Annotated in this window: 16 protein-coding genes; 9 read left to right on the forward strand and 7 right to left on the reverse strand. The window is 70.1% G+C overall.

Annotated elements, in window-relative coordinates:
- Nucleotides 1-73 precede the first annotated feature (73 nt).
- Complete coding sequence (locus tag MKW14_RS04475; protein ID WP_308314577.1) at nt 74-2,914, forward strand: helix-turn-helix transcriptional regulator; 2,841 nt, start codon at nt 74-76, stop codon at nt 2,912-2,914.
- Between the two features lie 121 nt (nt 2,915-3,035).
- Nucleotides 3,036-4,661, forward strand: a complete 1,626-nt coding sequence (locus MKW14_RS04480; RefSeq protein ID WP_240859020.1) for a S53 family peptidase — start codon at nt 3,036-3,038, stop codon at nt 4,659-4,661.
- A gap of 123 nt (nt 4,662-4,784) precedes the next feature.
- On the opposite strand, the gene MKW14_RS04485 is transcribed toward MKW14_RS04480, so the two are convergent.
- Nucleotides 4,785-5,282, reverse strand: a complete 498-nt coding sequence (locus MKW14_RS04485) for a pyridoxamine 5'-phosphate oxidase family protein (protein ID WP_240859021.1) — start codon at nt 5,280-5,282, stop codon at nt 4,785-4,787.
- Between the two features lie 287 nt (nt 5,283-5,569).
- On the opposite strand from MKW14_RS04485, the gene MKW14_RS04490 reads away from it, so the two are divergent.
- Both MKW14_RS04490 and MKW14_RS04495 read left to right on the forward strand, forming a co-directional pair.
- On the forward strand, nt 5,570-6,193 hold the full coding sequence (locus tag MKW14_RS04490) for a hypothetical protein (protein ID WP_240859022.1): 624 nt from the start codon (nt 5,570-5,572) through the stop codon (nt 6,191-6,193).
- 119 nt (nt 6,194-6,312) lie between these two features.
- Nucleotides 6,313-6,813: a MarR family winged helix-turn-helix transcriptional regulator gene (locus tag MKW14_RS04495; protein WP_240859024.1), complete on the forward strand. Its 501-nt coding sequence runs from the start codon at nt 6,313-6,315 to the stop codon at nt 6,811-6,813.
- A 4-nt stretch (nt 6,814-6,817) separates the two neighbouring features.
- Here the strand turns inward: MKW14_RS04495 and MKW14_RS04500 are convergent, their stop codons facing one another.
- Both MKW14_RS04500 and MKW14_RS04505 read right to left on the reverse strand, forming a co-directional pair.
- Nucleotides 6,818-8,044, reverse strand: a complete 1,227-nt coding sequence (locus MKW14_RS04500; RefSeq protein WP_240859025.1) for a PP2C family protein-serine/threonine phosphatase — start codon at nt 8,042-8,044, stop codon at nt 6,818-6,820.
- A gap of 138 nt (nt 8,045-8,182) precedes the next feature.
- A complete protein-coding gene (locus tag MKW14_RS04505) occupies nt 8,183-9,352 on the reverse strand; it encodes a PP2C family protein-serine/threonine phosphatase (protein WP_240859026.1) in 1,170 nt (389 codons plus the stop codon).
- 197 nt (nt 9,353-9,549) lie between these two features.
- Between MKW14_RS04505 and MKW14_RS04510 the strand changes: the two genes are divergently transcribed.
- The 4 genes from MKW14_RS04510 (at nt 9,550) to MKW14_RS04525 (ending at nt 16,285) form a co-directional block, all read left to right on the forward strand.
- Nucleotides 9,550-9,984 (forward strand): MarR family winged helix-turn-helix transcriptional regulator, encoded by a 435-nt coding sequence (locus MKW14_RS04510; protein WP_208778237.1) that lies wholly within the window; start codon nt 9,550-9,552, stop codon nt 9,982-9,984.
- Between the two features lie 441 nt (nt 9,985-10,425).
- Nucleotides 10,426-13,623: an alpha-L-rhamnosidase gene (locus tag MKW14_RS04515; RefSeq protein WP_240859028.1), complete on the forward strand. Its 3,198-nt coding sequence runs from the start codon at nt 10,426-10,428 to the stop codon at nt 13,621-13,623.
- A 145-nt stretch (nt 13,624-13,768) separates the two neighbouring features.
- Entirely contained in the window at nt 13,769-15,802 is a 2,034-nt protein-coding gene (locus tag MKW14_RS04520; protein ID WP_240859030.1) for a right-handed parallel beta-helix repeat-containing protein, read from the forward strand.
- 105 nt (nt 15,803-15,907) lie between these two features.
- Entirely contained in the window at nt 15,908-16,285 is a 378-nt protein-coding gene (locus tag MKW14_RS04525) for a hypothetical protein (protein ID WP_240859031.1), read from the forward strand.
- A 24-nt stretch (nt 16,286-16,309) separates the two neighbouring features.
- Here MKW14_RS04525 and MKW14_RS04530 read toward each other — a convergent pair whose 3' ends face one another.
- Nucleotides 16,310-17,125 carry an SAM-dependent methyltransferase gene (locus MKW14_RS04530; protein ID WP_240859033.1) on the reverse strand — a complete coding sequence of 272 codons (816 nt, stop codon included), beginning with the start codon at nt 17,123-17,125 and terminating at the stop codon, nt 16,310-16,312.
- Here MKW14_RS04530 and MKW14_RS41490 point away from each other — a divergent pair.
- Nucleotides 17,117-17,365, forward strand: a complete 249-nt coding sequence (locus tag MKW14_RS41490) for a hypothetical protein (RefSeq protein WP_374116534.1) — start codon at nt 17,117-17,119, stop codon at nt 17,363-17,365. The genes MKW14_RS04530 and MKW14_RS41490 overlap by 9 nt on opposite strands.
- 314 nt (nt 17,366-17,679) lie before the next feature.
- On the opposite strand, the gene MKW14_RS04540 is transcribed toward MKW14_RS41490, so the two are convergent.
- From MKW14_RS04540 to MKW14_RS04550, 3 genes are all read right to left on the reverse strand, one after another.
- Nucleotides 17,680-18,669: an aldo/keto reductase gene (locus MKW14_RS04540; protein ID WP_240859035.1), complete on the reverse strand. Its 990-nt coding sequence runs from the start codon at nt 18,667-18,669 to the stop codon at nt 17,680-17,682.
- A gap of 217 nt (nt 18,670-18,886) precedes the next feature.
- Nucleotides 18,887-19,231, reverse strand: coding sequence for a carboxylesterase/lipase family protein (locus MKW14_RS04545; protein ID WP_240859037.1), 345 nt, complete (start codon nt 19,229-19,231; stop codon nt 18,887-18,889).
- 250 nt (nt 19,232-19,481) lie between these two features.
- On the reverse strand, nt 19,482-20,045 hold the full coding sequence (locus MKW14_RS04550; protein WP_240859040.1) for a dihydrofolate reductase family protein: 564 nt from the start codon (nt 20,043-20,045) through the stop codon (nt 19,482-19,484).
- Nucleotides 20,046-20,102 lie beyond the last annotated feature (57 nt).

The following is a 20,102-nucleotide window of genomic DNA, read 5'->3' on the forward strand; positions in this document are numbered from 1 at the left end:
AGCACATGATTCGAGGCCGTGGGATGTGCGGGACAGCTGATGGGCGAGCTCCGCGGCGGCGCGGTCACTGACCTTGCGCTCCGAACTGCTTGACACCGCCCGGGCCGCATTGACGGCCCGCTCCGGCGTCCTCTTCCACGGTCCCGCGGGAATCGGCAAGTCCGTCCTCGTGTCGGCCCTGACGGCGGACGCGGTCGGCACGGTCCTGCGCTGCTCGCCCGCCCAGGAGGACGGCGAACTGCCGTTCGCCGGGCTGGCCGACCTTTTCGCACCGGTGCCCCGGAGCCGCCTGGACGCGCTCGCGCCCGAGCTCCGGCGCGCACTGAACGCGGCCCTGCTGCGTGGCCCGGAACCGCGGGACGGGCGCGGCCGGCTCGCGGTGCGCGCCGCTGCCCTCGAGGTCCTGCGGACCCTGGCCGCCGTCGACCCGGTCACCCTCGTAGTGGACGGCCTGCAGTGGCTCGACGAGCCCACCGCCGAGGCTCTCGCCTTCGCCGTACGGCGCCTGGAGCGTCTGGACGTCCGGGTGGTGGCCGCCGAGCGCGTGGCCGACGGTGAACAGCCCGAGCGGCTGCGCTGCTGCCCGCCGGACACCGCCGAACTCGCCGTGCCGCCACTGACGGACGAGGAGGTGGCCGTCCTCGTGCGGGCCGGCACCGGCGCCGAGCTGCCGCCGGCGACACTGCGGGCGATCCAGGACACCGCTGCCGGAAACCCTTTGTACGCACTGGAGTTGGGGCGGGCGGCCCTGTTCGGACCAGCGCGCGCGGGCTTCGGTCTGCCGCTGCGCGTACCCCGAAGACTGCGCGCCCCGCTCCTGGAGCAGGCGCGCACACTGCCGGAGAGCGTGCGCGGCACCCTCCTTGTCGCCGGCGCCGCGGCTCGCCCCAGCCTCACCCTGCTGCATGCGACGGGGATCCCCGATCCCGCCGCGGATCTCGCGCAGGCCGAACGGCTCGGTATCGCGACGGCGGACGCCGAAGGGAACGTACGGTTCGGCCATCCGCTGATCCGGTCCTCCGTCTACACCGACGCGTCGGACAGCGACCGTCGGCGGGCGCACGCCCTGCTGGCCCGCGCGGTCACCGAGCCCGTGGAGCGGGCCCGCCATCTTGCCTACGCCCACCCCTACGAGGACGAGACCATCGCCCGCACCCTGATGTCCGCGGCGGAGTCCGCGCGGCTGGACGGTGCCCTCGGTACCGCCTGGGAGCTGGCCGGGCTCGCTGCCCGCCGTACCCCCGGCGACCGGCCCGCGGACCGGGCCGAACGGCTTCTGGCGGCGGCCGACTTCGCATGTGACGCGGGGCAGTTGGAGGAGGCGGGCGAGGCGGCGGAGACCGTCCTGGCCACGGGCTCGGCTCGGCAGCGCGTACGGGCCCGTCTGGTTCTGTTGCGCAACGCGGGGCAGGCGCTGGAAGGTACCCGTGCGCTGATCGAGGAGGGTCTTCGGGACGCGGACGGCGATCCGGAGGCGGAGGCGTGGCTGCACCACTGGGCGGCCGTACGAGGGTTGCTGTGCGGGGAGTTGGAGAAGGCGGCCGGGCATGCCCGGTACGCGGCACGGCAGGCCGCTGCGGCAGGTGACACGGAAACCAGGATCGGGGCGCTCGCCACGTTCGCCCGGGTGCGCTCCCTGGCGGGCGAACCACTCGCCGCGGACGCCGCGTTGGAGGAGGCGCTCGTCCTGGCCGGGGCCGCCGGTGGCGGTCCGCAGAGCTGGCGGCTGATCCGGATGCGGGCGATCCTCGCCCTGGACTCCGACCGGGTGGCCGAGGCCCGCAAGCAGGTGAGTGAACTCCTCGCTGTCATCGCCGAGTTGGCAGGGGTCGAGGAAGTTCTCGCGACCCTGGTGTCGCTGACCCGGATCCAGGCGCGTGCCGGACTGTGCCGCGAGGCCCTGGACACCGCGGCCCGCTGCTCGCAGGCCATGGCCCAGTCGGCGCCGGCTCTGTACGCGGCCGCCCTGGCGGCGACGGCGGGCGGCACCGCCGAGGAGGCCCGTCGCCTGGCCGAGCAGGCGGTGGCTGCCTCGGAGGCCGATGGCGACCGGCTGTTCTTGCTGCGCGCGCTGGCCGCGCTCGGGCAGGCTCAGCTCCTCGGCGGCGACCCGCGAGGGGCGGCGGCAGCGGCGGAGGCGTTGCGGCGGGTCAGAGAGCTGGGCACGGCCATGGGCGCCGCCGATCCGCCCTTGCTGCACTGGTACGCCGACCTGGCCGAAGCCCTCGTCGTCCTGGGCGAGACGGACGAGGCCGGGGTGGTGCTCCGCGAGGCCCGCACGCGGGTGTCCCGCCACACGCCCGTCAGCGTGTCGGTGGCGCTGGAACGCTCGGAGGGGCTGCGCGAGGCGGGTCTGGGCCGGGCGAGAGAGGGAGCCGCACGACTGCGTGCCGCCGTGGACCGACTGCGTCAACTCCCCCTGCCCGTGGACCTGGTACGCACCCTCATCGCGCTCGGCACGGTCGAGCGACGCTCCCGTCGCCGGAGTACGGCGCGCACGGTCCTCGGTGAGGCCCTCGAGATCGCCACCCGCATCGGCGCCGCTCCCCTGGCGACGCGGGCGAGGGACGAACTCGCCCGGGTCGAGGCCGCAAGCCGTGAAGCGGGGCCCGAACTCACCCCCACCGAAGCCAGGATCGCCGAGCTGGTCGGCGGCGGGGCCACCAACCGGGAGGTCGCGGCCGAGCTGTTCATCAGCGTCAAGACCGTGGAGGGGACCCTGTCGCGGATCTACCGCAAGGTCGGGGTTCGCTCGCGCACCGCGCTCGCCCATGTGATGGCGGTCGCCGTCATCGCCTCCGCTGCGGCCGTGAGTCCCGGCGACGACGGTCAAGTCGATTCCCGGGAACAGGCGGTGACGGTCGCTCAGGCCGGCGTCTCGCAGAGCCGTCGCCCGCTGGACACACGCCGTTGACGTGACATCCGCCGTTAACACGTAACGCAAGGGTTCCCCCGCTTATGGGGGTGGGGCCGGAGTTTCTACGGTGAAGTCGTTCCGCTCCCGGGACAACTCCCCCACTTTCCGGAGGACTTCAGTGAAGTCTCGTCTGAAACTGCTCGGCCTGGTCGCCGCGCCGGCCCTCGTCACCGCGGTCGTCCCCGCCGCCTACGCCGCGAACGCCCCGCACGCCACGCGTGCCGCCATCGCCGGAGACGTTCTGCCGGGCCTGAAGCAGAGCGCGGACCGCACCGGGAACGTCGCAGCCGGGAAGCGCATATCGGTGGCCATCAGTCTGACGCCCAGAGGCGGCAGCGCTCTCGACACGTTCGTGGCCGAGGTCAGCGACCCGCACTCCGCCTCCTACGGCCACTACCTCAGCAAGAGCCGGTTCGCGGCGCGCTTCGGTCGCACCGACGCGGAGGTCGAGCAGCTCAAGGACTACCTCCACGCGCAGGGCCTCACCGTCGGCAAGGTCCACTCGGGCAACCTGCTGATCGACGCGAGCGGCACCGCCGCGCAGTTGGAGAAGGCCTTCGGCACCAAGCTGTCGACCTGGAAGGACTCGAGGTCGGGGCGCTCCTTCTACGCCAACGACAGCGCGCCGACCCTGCCGTCCGGCCTCGCGTCCCTCGTCAGCGACGTGGCCGGCCTCAACAACCGCGTGCAGCTCCACCACCAGGCGGTCCCCCGGACCGTCTCCCCGCACAACGGCCCCGGCGGTGGCTACACACCGGCCCAGCTCAAGGGCGGGTACAACGTCTCCGGCAGCTACACCGGAAGCGGACAGAAGATCGCTCTGCTGGAGTTCGACGGCTTCCAGCAGTCCAACATCACCAAGTACGACACCAACTACGGCCTGGGCTCGCCCACCCCGACCGTGCAGAAGGTCGACGGCGGCTCCGGCGCGCTCGGGGACGGACAGGTCGAGGTCGAGCTGGACATCGAGGTGCTGCACGCCATCGCCCCGAAGGCGAACGTCACCGTCTTCGAGGGCCCGAACTCCGACGCCGGTGAAGTGGACACCTACCAGGCCATCGTCGACAGCGGCATCCCGACCACCTCGATCAGCTGGGGCGCCGCCGAGAGCGCCCGCACCACGTCCAACATCAACGCTGTGGACGCCGTCTTCAAGGCGGGCGCGGCCCAGGGCCTCGGCTTCTACGCCGCCTCCGGCGACGACGGCTCCGACGACGCGGGCGACGGCGGCACGTCCGTGGACTTCCCCGCCAGCGACCCGTACGTCACCGGTGTCGGCGGCACCAAGCTGACCGTCACCTCCGCCAACGCCTGGAGCAAGGAGGTCGCCTGGTCCGGTGGTGGCGGCGGCAAGTCCTCCGTCTTCAAGATCCCCAGCTGGCAGACCGCGGTCCAGAAGAGCGCCGGCGGCGGCTACCGTCAGGTGCCGGACGTCTCCGCGCACGCCAATCCCAGCCCCGGCGTGTCCATCTACTCGCAGGGCTCCTGGTCCTCGGTCGGCGGCACCAGCGCGGCGGCCCCCGAGTGGGCGGCGTTCGCCGCCCTGTACAACCAGCAGGCCGCCGCCGCGGGCAAGGCCGACCTCGGCTTCGCCAACCCGGCCCTGTACTCCGCGGGCGGCACCGGCTTCCATGACATCACCAGTGGCAGCAACGGCGCCTACTCCGCGTCCACCGGCTGGGACTTCACCACCGGCTGGGGCTCGTACAACGCCGCGACGCTGGCGAGCAAGCTGCTCGGCTGACATCGAACGGCCGACATACAGCGCGGGCCCGGGACAGCTCCCGGCCCGCGCTGCGGTGCGACCGCGGTCGGGAAGCTGCAGGCAGGTGATCACGCGGGGCAGGTCATGCCGGCCGGGGCAGTGTCAGGTTCGCTGTCGTTCCGCGCGCTGCCGCATCAGTTCCTCGACCGCTGTGGGGAGGGTCGTTTCGAAGTCGATGAGCTTCACCCAGGTCGGGGTGACGACGATGCGGACCATGCCGTCGTAGAGCGACCGCACCTCGGCCTCCCACTCGACGCGCTGCTCGGGTGTCATCTCGTAGCTGCCGTTCATCCGCAGATACTCCTCAGGGATGCCGTCGACGACGTCCAGCTCGGCATGCCCGCGGATGAGGAGGATCTTGGGCGGGTGCACCTCGGTGTCGATCGTCAGCGCGACCTGGGGGTTGTGGCGCAGGGAAGGGAGCTTCGGGGCGTTCTTGGTGGTGCACAGCACGATCTGGGAACCGTTCCATGTGAACGCGATGGGAATGTTGCGGGGTGTTCCGTCCTTGGCGACATAGGCCAGACGGGTCAGGTCGCGGGCCAGTAGTTCCTGGCTGATCGGCCGGTTCAGGATCTCGGTGATCCGGTGCTGGTCCATGTCTTCGCTCCTGTGGTGGGTGCCGACGAACCGGCCCTCCGGCGGCTCGTGTCCCTGGGACGGAGCCGGTCGGACGTTCTCGACACCCGGCTTGGATTCTGCTGGATTTCAGCCAGTGGTGGACGACGAAGCACATGTCTTCCGTACTATCGCTTGAACACAGCTGTGCGGCAGTAACGACTGCTGCTCACGCAGCACCAGGATGAACAGCACACGCGTTTGGATTCCGCACACGTCACGGCCTGTCTCCAGTCGACCGTGACGCCCCGCGAAGGAGTGTGAGCACGATGTCCGAAACCACTGCCGGCAACAGCGAGTTGACGTCGCACTACAGCGCACAGGTGACAGGCGACCTCGAACGCAACCTCAAGGAACAGGAGCGCGTCCAGGAGGAGATCGAAGCACTGCAGGCTCAGTTGAGCGCCCTGCAGGAGGACCACTCCGTCCTGGTGAACATCCAGCAGGCCCTCGGTGTCCCGGCGGCTCCCGCTCAGCCGGCCCCCGAGACCGCGACGGTGCCCGCTCCCCGAAAGAGGAGGACCGCCGCCGGGTCCGGGAAGGGCAAGCAGGCGCGAGCCACCAAGTCCACCGCTTCCGCCCGCAAGACAGGCAAGAAGACCTCCGCCCCGGCCCCGACCGCGCCGTCGGCCCCGCCCAAACTCGTCGACCTGGTCCGCGAACACCTGGCCGGCCAGCAGGAACCCCGCTCCGCCGCCGAGGTCGCCACCGCGCTGCAACAACTGCACCCCGAGCGGGACATCAAGACCAAGATCGTGCGCCTCACCCTCGAGGGACTGGTGGCCAGGAACCACGCCCAGCGCACCAAGCAAGGCCGCTCCGTCTTCTACACCACCCCGGAAACCGCCGAGCCCGCCCCGCAGGACGAGCAGGAGACATCCCAGCCCGCCTGACAGCATGTGCGGAAGTAGCAAGAGACGATCAGGAGGTGCTTGCTCGACGGCTCTTCGGGTACCGCGTTCAATGAGGGTGGCATCCGCATGGGCAGGTGGTTACTGAAAGTGATGTGGGCGTGACTCGTCTCAGTGGCTCGGGGGACGACCGGTCGAACGGATCAGGAGATGATCCGCGGTCCATCGCGCTGGAGATCGCCGATGCCGTGGACGCTCTCGCGGACCTGTGGTCGGTGGCCGCCCAGGGAGCCAGCCTGCGGCTGTCGCCGCACCAGTTGCGGGCCCTGCGGATCCTGGAAGCGGAACCGGGACTCAATCTGACCGCTCTGGCCGAGGGCATGGACATAGGGCCGCCGACCGCCAGTCGGCTCTGCGACCGGCTGGAGGCGGCAGGCCTGCTGGAGCGTCTCCTGCATCCGCACAAACGACGCGAGGTGCAACTGCTCCTCACGAACCGCGGCCGGCAGGTGCTCGGCGAAGTGGCCGCGCGCAGATCCCAGGCGCTCGTCGTGGTTCTCGCGGCCATGAAGCCCGGCGAGCGGACGGCGCTGAGCCGGGGCATCCGGGCCTTCCTGACCGCTCAGGAAGGCGCCGACAAGAAAGGCGACGACTCCCCGTGAGACCTCAGCCCCGGGGACCGTTCCAGTCGAGACAGACCACCGCGGCATCCGCGGCCAGATCGCTGCTGCCGTAGTGCTCGACCAGCCCGGCGACGATCGCGCGCGCCGTCTCGTGCGGTGTCGTCGGACGGGTCGCACTGAGGACCTGCCGCAGGGCACGTTCACCGAAGAGATCGCCCACGGCGGAACGCGTACCGTGCACCCCGGTGCTGACGGCGATGAGACGGTCCCCGGGCCGGACCTGGAACGTCTGCTCCTCGTAGAGGGTCTCCTCGAACATCCCCAGCGGCAGCTGCGCGGTCAGTTCGATCTGCTCGGTGCGCCCGTCACGCTGGCGGAACAGCTGGGGCGAACCCGCGTCGACCGCGCACACGATGCCGGTGGCCAGCTCGAACCGCAGCAGCGTGGAGGCGTAGACCTTGCCGCCGTACTGGGCGTAGACGGCCTGGTCGGCCAGGCACACCTGGTCGGCGAGGGAGATGTCGGCGCGGCGGGCGTTGCGCAGGGCACTGACCGCGAGGCTGGTGAGCAGAGAGGCGTCGATGCCCTGTCCCATGCCGTCGGTCATGGTGAGGACGAGGTGGTCCGCGCCGGTGGACCAGTCGAAGTTGTCGCCACCGATGGCGTAGGCGGGTTCCAGGTGGGCGCCGATGACGTACTCCTCGCGGGCGCAGCCGCCTCCGGGCAGCAGTTGCCAGTGCATCTCGGCGGCCTCCCACAGCTTGATCACCGGGGTGGCGACCTCCAGCAGCTGCTCGTGCTGCCGGGCGATCACCTGCTCGCCCGCGCTCACCGTCGTCTCCAGCACCACCAGGCGGAGCGTGCCCATCAGGGCCGTCAGCGCGAGGGCGCACTCATGCGCGGGCTCCTCGGAAGCGTCGAACTCGGCTCGCAGCAGGGCGATGACCGGCGCGCGCAGGCCGGCCACCTCGCTGTCGATCTGTGCGGTGGTGAATCCGGCCCGGCCCCGGGATGCGGACATCCGGCCGAGCTGCTCTCTGACGGCGGTGAAACCCGGAGCCGCGAGATCCTCCAGCCGTCCGGAGCGCGCCACCTCGGCCAGCGCGTCCAGGACGGCCTTGGACGCCTCCACCGCCTCGTCCCGGGCGACGGTGAACACCGTACGGAACAGGGCCGCGTCGGCCCACCGCTGAGCGATCTGCTCACGGCGCCGCCGCAGGAAGTCGGCCAGTGCGTCCGCCGCCCCGGAAGCCGTGTTCTCCTCCGCCACCTGCATCGTCTCCCTGCTGCGAGGCTGCGACCCGCCGAGCGGCAGACCATCAGGCAATTGTTGCCGCATGACAAACATTAGCTGGCGCGTACGCGCCCCACAACACCGCCTGCCGCCGCCTGGCGGTCGGGTGGACCGTCAACCCAGCGTCCTGCCGCGCCAGTCCAGGCACACGACCAGTGCGTCGTCGTCCGGCACGGCTCCACCGCGATGTCCGGTCAGCTCCCTCAGGATCGCGCGCGGCACCTCGGCGGCAGGCAGCAGCCGGGTGGCCTGAACGGCCCGGGCGAGAGCCTCGTCGCCGTACGCCTCCCCCTTCGGAGAGGCAACCGCATGGACGCCGTCGCTGACGAAGACGAGCCGGTCACCGGGCTCGACCTGGAAGTCCTGCGCCACGTAGTCGGTCTCCTCGAACATGCCCAGGGGAAGCTGGGCGTCGAAGTCGACGGGTTCCACGCTGCCGTTGCGCAGTCGCAGCAGCCGCGGGGAGCCCGCGTCCACGACGACGGTACGGCCCGTGGTCAGGTCGAAGTCGAACATCAGGACCGACAGGTAGCAACGCCCCTGGTAGTGGGCGTAGATGGCCTGGTCCGCCAGGGCCGCCTGGTCGGCGATGGAGATGCCCGCACGGCGGGCGTTGCGCAGCGCGTTGATGGCCAGGTTGGTCAGCAGGGAGGCCTCTATGCCCTCACCCATGCCGTTGGTGACGTACAGCATCAGGTGGTCGGCGGTGGCCGACCAGTCGAAGTTGTCCCCGAAGATGGCGTAGGCGGGCTCCAGTTGGGCCGCGAGGTCGTACTCGGGCCGGGAGCACGAACGGCCGGGCAGGAGCTGCCACTGCATCTCGGCGGCCAGGGTCAGCCGGTCCTTGCGCCGCGCCTGCAGATACAGGTCGGTGTCGCGCTCGGCCACGATCAGTTCGTGTCCCAGCACATTGGCGATCTCGGCGAGTTCGGGTTCCCACTGGCGGGCGACGTCACTGCCGGCCAGGGTCACGGACAGCACGCCGAGCCGGTCGCCGCGCACACTGACCGGCAGATGCAGACGGGTTGGTCCGGTCCGCCCTTCCTCCAGATAGGGGCGCTGCGACCCGAAGGCCCGGCCGGCCGGGCTGTTGTGCACCGACACCGGCTCCGGTGTGTGCGGCGGCACCGACACGGGCCGCAGCACGGTCAGTCCGTAGTCGGCCAGGAACAACTCGACGTTCTGCGCGTCGTACTGCTCGAGCAGCGCGGCGCGTACGGCGTCGAGCAACTCGTGGGGCGCCGCTGTACGCAGAGCGCGTTCAGCGGCCACAAATCTTTTCATGATGAGTGAAACACCAATCCTTCGCCGGACGACCTGGTTCACGCGCAAGGCCGAGCTGCCGGGTGCGCCGCGTCGGGCGGACCGTAGTCTCGGTGGCCAGGGCCCGCGGCTAGTACGCTGACAGGCACCCCAGTGCCTGCGAGAGAGTGATCGTGACTGCCTTCCGCCGCCCCCCGGAGCCCGATGAGGTCGCGCGTGTGACCACCACGGCCGTTGAGCTGCTGGAGGTCGTGTGGGGCCGGGCCTCGACGGCGCCCACCTCCGCGTCCCAGCTGCGGGTGCTGCACATCCTGGAGCACCAGGACGGCATCAGGCTGCGCACACTCGCCGAGTCCCTCGCTTCCACCCCGCCCTCCACCAGTCGGCTGTGCGACCGGCTGGTGGCCGCCGGGTTCGTCGAGCGGGAGGTGAGCGCGGAGGACCGGCGCGAGGTGCGGCTGCACCTGAGCAACCGGGGCCGCGCCTTCCTCGCCGACCTGCGCGCCCGCCGGGAGAGGGAGCTGCAGACGGTGCTGCGGGATATGCCCGCCGCCAAGCGGGTCGCGCTGCTGGAGGGACTGGAAGCGTTCTGTGCCGCCGCGGCGACGCAGATACACGACGACGTCGCGGATTCGGGCAGCCGTACCGCCTGAACCGTCGTTCGCGACGCATGTGTCACCGTCGGCTTTCGACGTCGGTGACCAGCACACGGAGTGACCTCCGTCCACCGGAGCATTCCAGGTCCTTCCCGCGTACGTCCGACCCGCTTACTTTGTTGCCGCACGGCTACTATTGTCAAACAGCAACAATGCGCCGGAGGGCTCCTACGCGAACTCGGATACCCCGACATCGGCGAGTTCTGCCGTGGTTGTGCGCTATGTCTCTCGAACGAGTGGGGCCGACGGACGGATTGAAACCGTTCAAGTGCCCGGTTCCGTCGTCCGTTCTGTCGCTGATGCCGTGCGTCATCGTGAAATGCCCACGTGTGAAAAAGCGTTGCAGGACGATTGACCCTCGCCTCACCCGGTTCTAGGTTTGCCACGCCTCTCCCGTTTGAATCGATTCATTCCTTTGCCTGTGTGTGAGGAGTCGTGGTGATCAGCAGGAGGAACATTCTCGCGACCGCCGCCGCGGTGGTCGCCGCGGCGGCGGTCGACAGCGGTTCGGCCGTGGCCGCGCCGGGGTCCGGACCGGCGAGGACCGCCGGCCCGCGCGTGACCGGGCCCAGCGTCGAGTACGTCCGCCACCCCCTGGGCGTCGACACCCCGCGCCCGCGCCTCAGTTGGCCGCTGACCGCCGACAAAACAGGGGTGCGGCAGAGCGCCTACCAGGTCCGGGTCGCCACCAGCGTCTCGGGACTGGCCCGTCCGGACGTCTGGGACAGCGGGAAGGTCGACTCCGCCGACTCGGTGCTCGTGCCGTACGCGGGACCGGCCCTCGAGCCCCGCACCCGCTACCACTGGTCCGTGCGGGTCTGGGACGGCGACGGCCGGGTGTCCGCCTGGAGCGAGCCCTCGTGGTGGGAGACCGGGCTCATGGACACCGGCCAGTGGACCGCCGACTGGATCTCCGCCCCGGCGAGCCTCACCGACGCGCCGTCCTTCGAGGGCGGTTCCTGGATCTGGTTCCCCGAGGGCGACCCGACGAGCAGCGTTCCGGCGGCCACCCGCTGGTTCCGCGGCAGAGCCGACCTGCCCGACGCCATCACGTCGGCGACGCTCGCCATCACCGCCGACAACGTCTACGCCGTCTCGGTCAACGGCGTCGAGGTGGCCCACACCGACCTCGACACCGACAACGAGGACTGGCGCCGCCCCGCCGTCATCGACGTGCTCGACCAGGTGCGAGCGGGGGAAAACGTTGTCGCCGTCTCCGCCACCAACGCGACCGTGGGCCCGGCAGGGCTGCTCGCCGTCCTCGTGGTCCGTACCGCCTCCGGTGAGCGGAAGGTGTTCACCGACGGCTCGTGGAAGGCCATCGACCAGCAACCGGCGGACGGCTGGCGGCAGTCGGGCTTCGACGACAGCGCCTGGTCGGCGGCGAGGGTTGCGGCGGCCTGGGGTTCCGGCCCCTGGGGGCGGGTCGTCCCGGTGTCGTACGCCGTGACCCAGCTGCGGCACACCTTCCGCCTCCCGCGCAAGAAGGTCGTCCGCGCGCGTCTGTACGCCACGGCGCTCGGCCTCTACGAGGCCCACCTCAACGGCAGCCGGGTGGGCACCGACCAACTCGCCCCCGGCTGGACCGACTACCGCACGCGGGTGCAGTACCAGACGTACGACGTCACCGAGTTGCTGAGACCGGGCGCCAACGCCATCGGCGCCTACCTCGCCCCCGGCTGGTACGCGGGCAACGTGGGCATGTTCGGGCCCGGCCAGTACGGACCGCACCCGGCACTTCTGGCCCAGTTGGAGGTCGAGTACGCGGACGGGACCAGTGACCGCGTCACCTCCGGCACCGACTGGCGGGCCGCCGCCGGTCCGATCGTCGCCGCCGACCTGCTGAACGGCGAGACGTACGACGCACGCAAGGAGACCCCCGGCTGGACCTCGCCCCGCTTCGACGACGGGAGTTGGCTCGCGGTCCGCGGCGAGGGCGACATCGGACCGGGTCTGATCGTCGCCCAGGTGGACGGACCGGTGCGCGTGGAACGGGAGTTGACGCCCAAGGCGGTGACTCAGCCCAAGCCCGGCGTCTTCGTGTTCGACCTGGGGCAGAACATGGTGGGCTCGGTGCGGCTGCGGGTCTCCGGTGCCGCGGGGACGACCGTCCGGCTGCGGCACGCCGAGGTGCTCAACCCGGACGGCACCGTCTACACCGCGAACCTGCGCAGCGCGGCGGCCACGGACACGTACACCCTCAAGGGCGGGGGCGAGGAGGTCTACGAACCCCGTTTCACCTCCCACGGGTTCCGGTACGTGGAGGTGACGGGGTATCCCGGCACCCCCGGCGCGAAGGCCGTCACCGGGCGGGTCATGCACACGGACGCCCCCTTCACCCTCGACTTCGAGACCGACGTGCCGATGCTGAACCAGTTGCACCACAACATCACCTGGGGGCAGCGCGGAAACTTCCTGTCCGTGCCCACCGACACCCCCGCGCGCGACGAACGGCTCGGCTGGACCGGCGACATCAACGTCTTCTCACCGACCGCCGCCTACACGATGGAGTCGGCGCGGTTCCTGTCCAAGTGGCTCGTCGACCTGCGGGACTCCCGGACCTCGGCGGGCGCCTTCCCGGACGTGGCCCCCGCCGTCGGCACCCTCGGCAGCGGCACGGCGGGCTGGGGCGACGCGGGTGTCACCGTCCCCTGGGCCCTGTACCAGGCCTACGGCGACCGGCAGGTCCTCGCCGATGCCTGGCCGTCCGTCCGGGCCTGGCTCACCTACCTGGAGCAGCACAGCACCGGCCTGCTGCGCCCGGCCGAGGGCTACGGCGACTGGCTGAACCTCGACGACGACACCCCCAAGGACGTGATCGCCACCGCCTACTTCGCCCACAGCGCGGACCTCGCGGCCCGGATGGCCACCGAACTCGGCCAGGACTCCCAGCCGTACCGCGACCTCTTCGGGCGGATACGAACGGCCTTCCAGAACGCCTACATCACCTCCGACGGCCGGGTGCGCGGCGACACACAGACGGCGTACGTCCTGGCCCTCTCGATGGACCTGCTGCCGGACGCGTCCCGCAAGGCGGCGGCCGACCGGCTGGTGGCACTGATCGAGGGCCGTGACTGGCACCTGTCCACCGGGTTCCTCGGCACACCCCGGCTGCTGCCCGTCCTCACCGACACGGGACACACCGACGTCGCCTACCGTCTGCTCCAGCAGCGCTCGTACCCCAGCTGGGGCTACCAGATCGACCGGGGCGCCACCACCATGTGGGAGCGCTGGGACTCCATCCGGGCCGACGGCAGCTTCCAGGACGCCGGCATGAACTCCTTCAACCACTACGCCTACGGCTCGGTGGGCGAGTGGATGTACACGAACATCGCGGGCATCGCGGCGGGCCGGCCCGGCTACCGGGAGATCGTCGTCCGCCCGCGCCCGGGCGGCGCGGTCACCTCCGCCCGCGCCACCTTCACCTCGGTCTACGGGCCCGTGTCCACCCGCTGGCGGTCGCGGTCCGGCCGTTTCACCCTGACCTGCGAGGTGCCGCCGAACACGACGGCCGAGGTCTGGATCCCCACGTCGGACCCGGCGAAGGTCACCCACACCCACGGCACGTTCGTGCGCCTGGAGGACGGCTGCGCCGTGTACCGGGTCGGCTCCGGTATCCACACGTTCACCGCCTGAACAGCCGTCCTGAGGGCCGGGGTCGAGCCCGGCGGTTCCGTCGGCGGCGCGGGTGTAGCAGGCCGCCGACGGAACCACATCATTGGTCCGATGTATCTGCGCCGCAGTCATTGACCTCTCACTGCCCTGCCCCTACCTTTCCTGCATGTTTTTGACAAGAGAACAGACGCATGCCGCGAGACCCGCCGGACCCCTCGTCTTATTCATCGGGTCTTACCGAGTTCTCGCGGCCTTCTTCTGCGCAGTCCTGTCCCTTGGAGCGCTGACCGCACCCGCGCACGCCGCGACCGCGGTCACCTACTTCGTCTCGCCCAGCGGCAGTGACAGCAACCCGGGGACCAGCGCCGACGCCCCCTTCCGTACCGTCACCAAGGCACAGACAGCGGTCCGGTCGATCGACAAGTCGACGTCAGGTCCGGTCACCGTGACGCTGGCCGGGGGCGTCTACCGGCTGACCAAGACCCTCACCTTCAGTTCCGCGGACTCCGGCGGCGGCACGGCCGGCACCGTCTGGTGGAAGGCGGCAGCCGGACAGAGCCCGGTCATCAGCGGCGGTGTCCAGGTCACCGGCTGGTCGCGGACCAGCGCCGACAGCAGCATCTGGTCCGCCCCGGCCCCCAGCGGCCTGGACACCCGGCAGCTGTACGTGAACGGCGTACGCGCCCAGCGCGCCACGGGCTCTCTGCCGGTGTCGGTGACCCAGACGGCGACCGGATACACCACGGCGTCCGGCGACCCCATGGCCGGCTGGCGCAATCGGTCGGCGATCGAGTTCGTCTACCGGGGCGGACTCGGACTGTGGACCGAGCCGCGCTGCCCGGTCGCCTCGGTCACCAGTACCGCCATCACCATGGCCCAGCCCTGCTGGAACAACTCCACCCAGCGGGTCATGCGCACCGACGACTCGGGCCGTACCTACAACCTCGTCGGCCGCAAATCGATCACCGAGGCGCCGACGGCGGTGGAGAACGCCTACGAACTCCTCGACAAGCCCGGTGAGTTCTACCTGGACAAGACCGAGCACCGCTTCTACTACATCCCGCGTTCCGGACAGGACCTGACCACCGCGGACGTCGAGGCACCCTCGCTGGACACACTCGTGGCGTCCGCCGGCAAGGCCTCGGACGAACCCGGTCACATCGGTTTCCAGGGCATCCAGTTCAGCTACGCGAACTACTCGACCTCGAACACCGGCACGGGCTTCTCCGAAATCCAGGCGACCTACCAGGTCACCGGCACCACGGGCTACGCCACCCAGGGACTGTGCACCTTCGTGTCGGGCGGCACCTGCCCGTACGGCAACTGGACGAAGATGCCCGGCGCGGTGCGGTTCACCTACGACAGCAGCATCCACTTCGACCACGACTACTTCGTCCATCTCGGCGCGGCCGGACTGGATCTCGGCAACGGCTCGCAGAACGACACCGTCACCGCCTGCGTGTTCACCGACATCTCCGGCAACGGACTCGACCTGGGCGGCGTGGACATCCCCCAGCCCAGCAGCGCGGCACAGCACACCAGCGGGATCACCGTGAAGGACAGCCACTTCTACGACACCGCCACCGAGTACCACGGCGGGGTCGCCATCGACGCCGGATACATCGAGACCTCGACCATCACCCACAACCAGATCGATGACGTGCCCTACACGGCCATCTCCATCGGCTGGGGCGGCTGGCCCGACAAGGTGAGCCTGCCCGCACAGCCCAACTACTCGAACAACAACACGATCTCGTACAACCTGATCCACGATCACATGTCGCTGCTCGGTGACGGCGGCGCCGTCTACACGAACGGCATCACCGGCACCTCGATGGCGAACGGTGAGAAGGTCGTCGGCAACGTCGTCCACGACCAGCTCAACACCTCGGGCGGCCACGTCCTGTACACCGACAACGGCGCCACCTACGTCTCGATCCTCGGCAACGCGGTGTGGAACATCAACGTCTCGCCGTGGGGCAGCAAGCACGTGAACTACACGGCGGGCGACGGCACGTACGACCCCACGGACATCGAGGGCAACTACTGGCCCAACGGTCCGTCCGACTACGACAACAAGAAGGTCCTGATCAAGGACAACCACGCCATCACCGGGTCGGCCCAGGTTCCGTCGAGCGTCATCGCGGCGGGCGGCATCGAGTCGCAGTACCGGTCGATCCTCTCCTGGCAGCCGGCCTGACAGGAACAGAGCGGCGAAGAACCGTGGGCCTGCCCCAGAGAGGGCAGGGCAGGCCCACCCCAGTGGATCGGCACCCACCCACGGCTGAGCGGGTATCGTCCGCACATGGACATTCCGGCCGAACCCCGCGTCCTCGTCATCGGCCTTGATCCCTACCGAGTGCCGGGGCCGTGGGACCCCGAACCAGTGGCCAAGGCGATCGAGGCGGGACTGGCCGAGTTCGCCGAGCACGGCGTGGGCGTGGAGACCTGCCTCGTCGGCCTTGACGGAAGTGACGACGTGACGGCGGTCGTCGAGAACGCGCTGCGAGCCCGGCCGTGGGAGTGCGTCGTCATCGGCGGCGGCTTCCGGCACTCGGACGATCAGGCCGAACTCCTGGAACAGGTGGTCAACCTGATCCGGCGACACGCACCCGACGCGGCCATCGCCTTCAACAGCACCCCGGCCACCACTTACGAGGCCGCCGCCCGTTGGCTCGGGTGACGGCCTCACATCCGGCGATCACCGCTAGGCCTTGCGGGCCAGCCCCGCAGCGATGAGGTGTTCCCAGACGGTGAGTTCGCGTTGGCCGCCGTTCCACGGGCCGTCGCTCTCGTCGGGTCGCCACAGGGACGCGGGAACGATCCCGGGGTCGAGGATCTCCAGGCCGTCCAGCAGGGCTGCGATCTCCTCGTCGGTGCGCCAGCGACCCCGGCCGAAGGTCTGCTGAAGGACCTTCTCTGCCTCCACGGTCTCCGCGTTGTTGCCGGAGCGGAAGTGGCTGACGAAGAAGTAGCTTCCCGAGGGCACCTGTTCGCGCCAGTAGCGGACGATGCCGGCCGGGTCCTCGTCGTCGTTGACGTGGTGGAGGATGGCGCTGAGGATCACGGCGACGGGCCGGGTGAAGTCGATGAGATCCAGAGTGTCGGGGTGGGTGCGGATGCCGTCGGGGTCGCGCACGTCGACCGCCACGACGCGGGTCCGTTCGTTGTTCTCCAGCAGCGCGCGGCCGTGGACGAGCACCTGGGGGTCGATGTCGACGTACACGACCCGGGAGTCGGGGGCGTTGCGCTGCGCGACCTGGTGGACGTTGTCGGCGGTCGGCAGGCCACTGCCCAGGTCGATGAACTGCCGTACGTCCGTGGTCCGCGCGATCTCCCTGACCGCCCGGGTCAGGGCCGCGCGGTTGGCGAAGGCGATGGCCACCGAGCCGGGCAGGTCGCGTTTGAACACGTCGCCGATCTCCCGGTCCACGGCGTAGTTGTCCTTGCCGCCCAACAGGTAGTCGTAGACGCGGGCGATGCTGGGCTTGGTCGGATCGATGGAGGAGCCTTCGTGGGTCATGACGACCATTCTTCCCGCAACCTCGCCTGCTCACAGCCCTTTTGCTGCGAACTGCTCGGCCCGCTGCTCGGGACGCCGGCCAGGGATGCCGCCTGGGTCGCGGTGTGCCTTTGGACGAGCAGTGACTTCGCGATGTCGAACCGGATGGACTCGATGTACCGCGCCGGGGTGGTGCCGAGTTGCTCCCGGAACAGCCTGGTGAGACCGGGCCGCACCATCGTCCGGATCACTGAGGACTGAGGACGCCAGGACCCCCTGGCCGGACGGGGCTGAAGTGGGCCCGGTCACAATTCAACTCTTCCCGCATTCGTCGGGTTAGGAATCCGAAAGCGGGGCATGCGCGTGACGAGTGGCACGGCGACCGCACCTCCCCCCTGGTGACGGAGCCGGTCACCTCACGCGCGGTTTCGCGGCACTCCCCCCCCCGCCGCGGAAGCCGCGCGCCGGAGGTCCTTGCGGCACACGGCACGAGAGGCTCCCCCACCTCGACACCAGCCGCAAGGACCTCCCACCGCGCCGGTTCGGACGTCCAACCGGCGCCTGCGGTCCACGGGTCAGCGATTGACGGACCGCATCCCCGCCTCGTCGTACCGCTCACCCGCCGCCTCGGGCAGCTCCGCCTCGATACGAGCCAAGTCGTCCTTGGTCAGGGTGATGTCGACCGCGGCGGCGTTCTGCTCCAGGTAGGTGCGCCGCTTGGTGCCCGGGATCGGCACCAGGTCCTCGCCCTGGGCCAGCACCCAGGCGATGGCGAGCTGAGCCGGCGTGACGTCCTTCTCGGCGGCGATCTCCTTCACCTTGGCCGCCAGCCGCAGGTTCGCCTCCAGGTTGGCGTCCTGGAAGCGGGGGTTCTGGCGACGCCAGTCGTCGACGTCCAGATCGTCCGGCGACGTGAACCGCCCGGCGAGGAACCCGCGTCCGAGCGGCGAGTACGGTACGAAGCCGATGCCCAGCTCACGGCAGGCGGGCAGCACCTCGGCCTCCACGTCCCGCGACCACAGCGAGTACTCGCTCTGCACGGCCGTGACCGGGTGCACGGCGTGGGCCCGCCGGATGGTCTCCGCGCTCGCCTCGCTCAACCCGATGTGCCGAACCTTGCCCTCGGCCACCAGTTCGCCGAGCGCGCCGACCGTCTCCTCGATGGGCACGTTCGGGTCGACCCGGTGCTGGTAGTACAGGTCGATGTGGTCGGTCCCGAGCCGCTTCAGGGAGCCGTGGACCGAACTGCGGACGTGTTCGGCCGAGCCGTCCTGCGGACCGACCGTGCTGATGTCGCCCGGTACGGCGTCGTCCATGCGGTAGTTGAACTTCGTCGCGAGGACGTACTCGTCGCGGTGCCCCCGGATGGCCTCGCCGACCAGGGACTCGTTGGTGAGCGGTCCGTACATCTGCGCCGTGTCGAGGAAGGTCACCCCCAGATCGAGGGCCCGTCGTATGGTCGCGATCCCCTCCTCCTGGTCGGCGGACCCGTAGAAGGCGGACATGCCCATGCATCCCAGGCCGATGGCCGATACGTGCAATTCCCGCAGACTGCGCTTCTGCATGCCGTGGTCCAGCCTTTCCTGCACTCGTTCGTGCGTGGTTCGTGCGTGGTTCAAAGGACACGAGACGGCGCCCCGGTGAGGCCCCCGTCGACACCGGCCTCGTGCGCCGCTGTGTCTTCGACGCTACGACTTGGAGCGCACTCCAGGGCAAGTCGGCCGACGGGCGCACCGGCGGCCTCGGCGAGTCTCTGGAAACGCGGCTGGGCGACACACGCGGCTATCGCGACCGGGGGTGGTCCTGCCAGATGCGCCTCGAACCCTCCAGCGGGTACGGCACGTCGCTGGGCGGCGTGTCCCAGACCCGGGTGGTGGGGCTGTCGGGAGTGAAGCGGGGCCAGCCCGGGTCGCCGGTGGCGGCGAAGGACGTCCACGCCGCTCGGACGCGTTCGGACAGGGTGGCGCACTCGGCGGGCGGCGGGGAGCCGAGCAGACGGGCCGCCGGACGGGTCGCAGCGGTGCCGAAGACGAACGGGACGTCGATCCCGTGGGCGGCCCCCAGTGTGGGCCCCTGCCAGGCGAAGTCGTAGAGCCAGGTTCGCCCGCCGGTCGGCGAACGCTCCATCACAACGCCTCCCCCTCACCCCCGCGGGCAGCGGTGGCGATTGTACGGAGCGACGCCGCCGACTCGGCCGCCGTCCTCCCCCGGTCGATCCGCGGCTTCCGCGGTCTTCGTCATGCCATGCTCGGTGGTCCGGGAGCCGAGAGGGGGAGCCGAGTGCTGCTCACGTTGAACCCCCCGGCCATGATCAGGGGCCGCTCGAGTTCGGCGCGTGGCGCCGCAGAGCCCTTCCCCCCTTTTGCCTGAGACGGCGTTAGCGCACCACCCGGTGGCAGAGGTAGACGAATCGGGAGTTGAAGGTGCGGGTCTCGACGAGTTCGAGGTCAACTCGGCGTTCGTGGCGGGGGAAGAACGGAATGCCTCCGCCGACGAGGACCGGGTAGACGATGGTCCGGTACTCGTCGATCAGACCCGCGGCGGCCACTTCGGCGGCGAGGGTGGCGCCGCCGATCGCGATCTCGCCCTCGCCGGGCTCGTTCCGCAACCGTTCGATCTCCTCCGCCACGCTGCCGGACGCCAGGCGGGCGTTTCCCTGAACCTCCCGCAGCGTGGAGGAGAACACCACCTTGGGGAGCGGCTTCCACAGCGCGGTCCACTCCTGCTCCGCCTCGCCGAGCGTCGGATCCTGGTCGGCCGTCTCCCAGTACAGCATCGTCTCGTACAACCGTCGTCCCATCAGGTGGACGCCGACGTCTCGGATGTCGTCGATCCAGAAGCGGAAGACGTCGGGGTCCGGTGCCGTCCAGTCGAAACGGCCGTCCGGTCCGACGATGTAGCCGTCGAGCGACATGCTCATCGAATAGGTCACGTTGCGCATCAGAAGCCTCCTCGGTGACGGGACCGAGACTAGGGCCGCATGGAGATCATTTCCTCG

The sequence above is a fragment of the Streptomyces gilvus genome, assembly GCF_022513565.1.
GTDB lineage: Bacteria > Actinomycetota > Actinomycetes > Streptomycetales > Streptomycetaceae > Streptomyces > Streptomyces gilvus.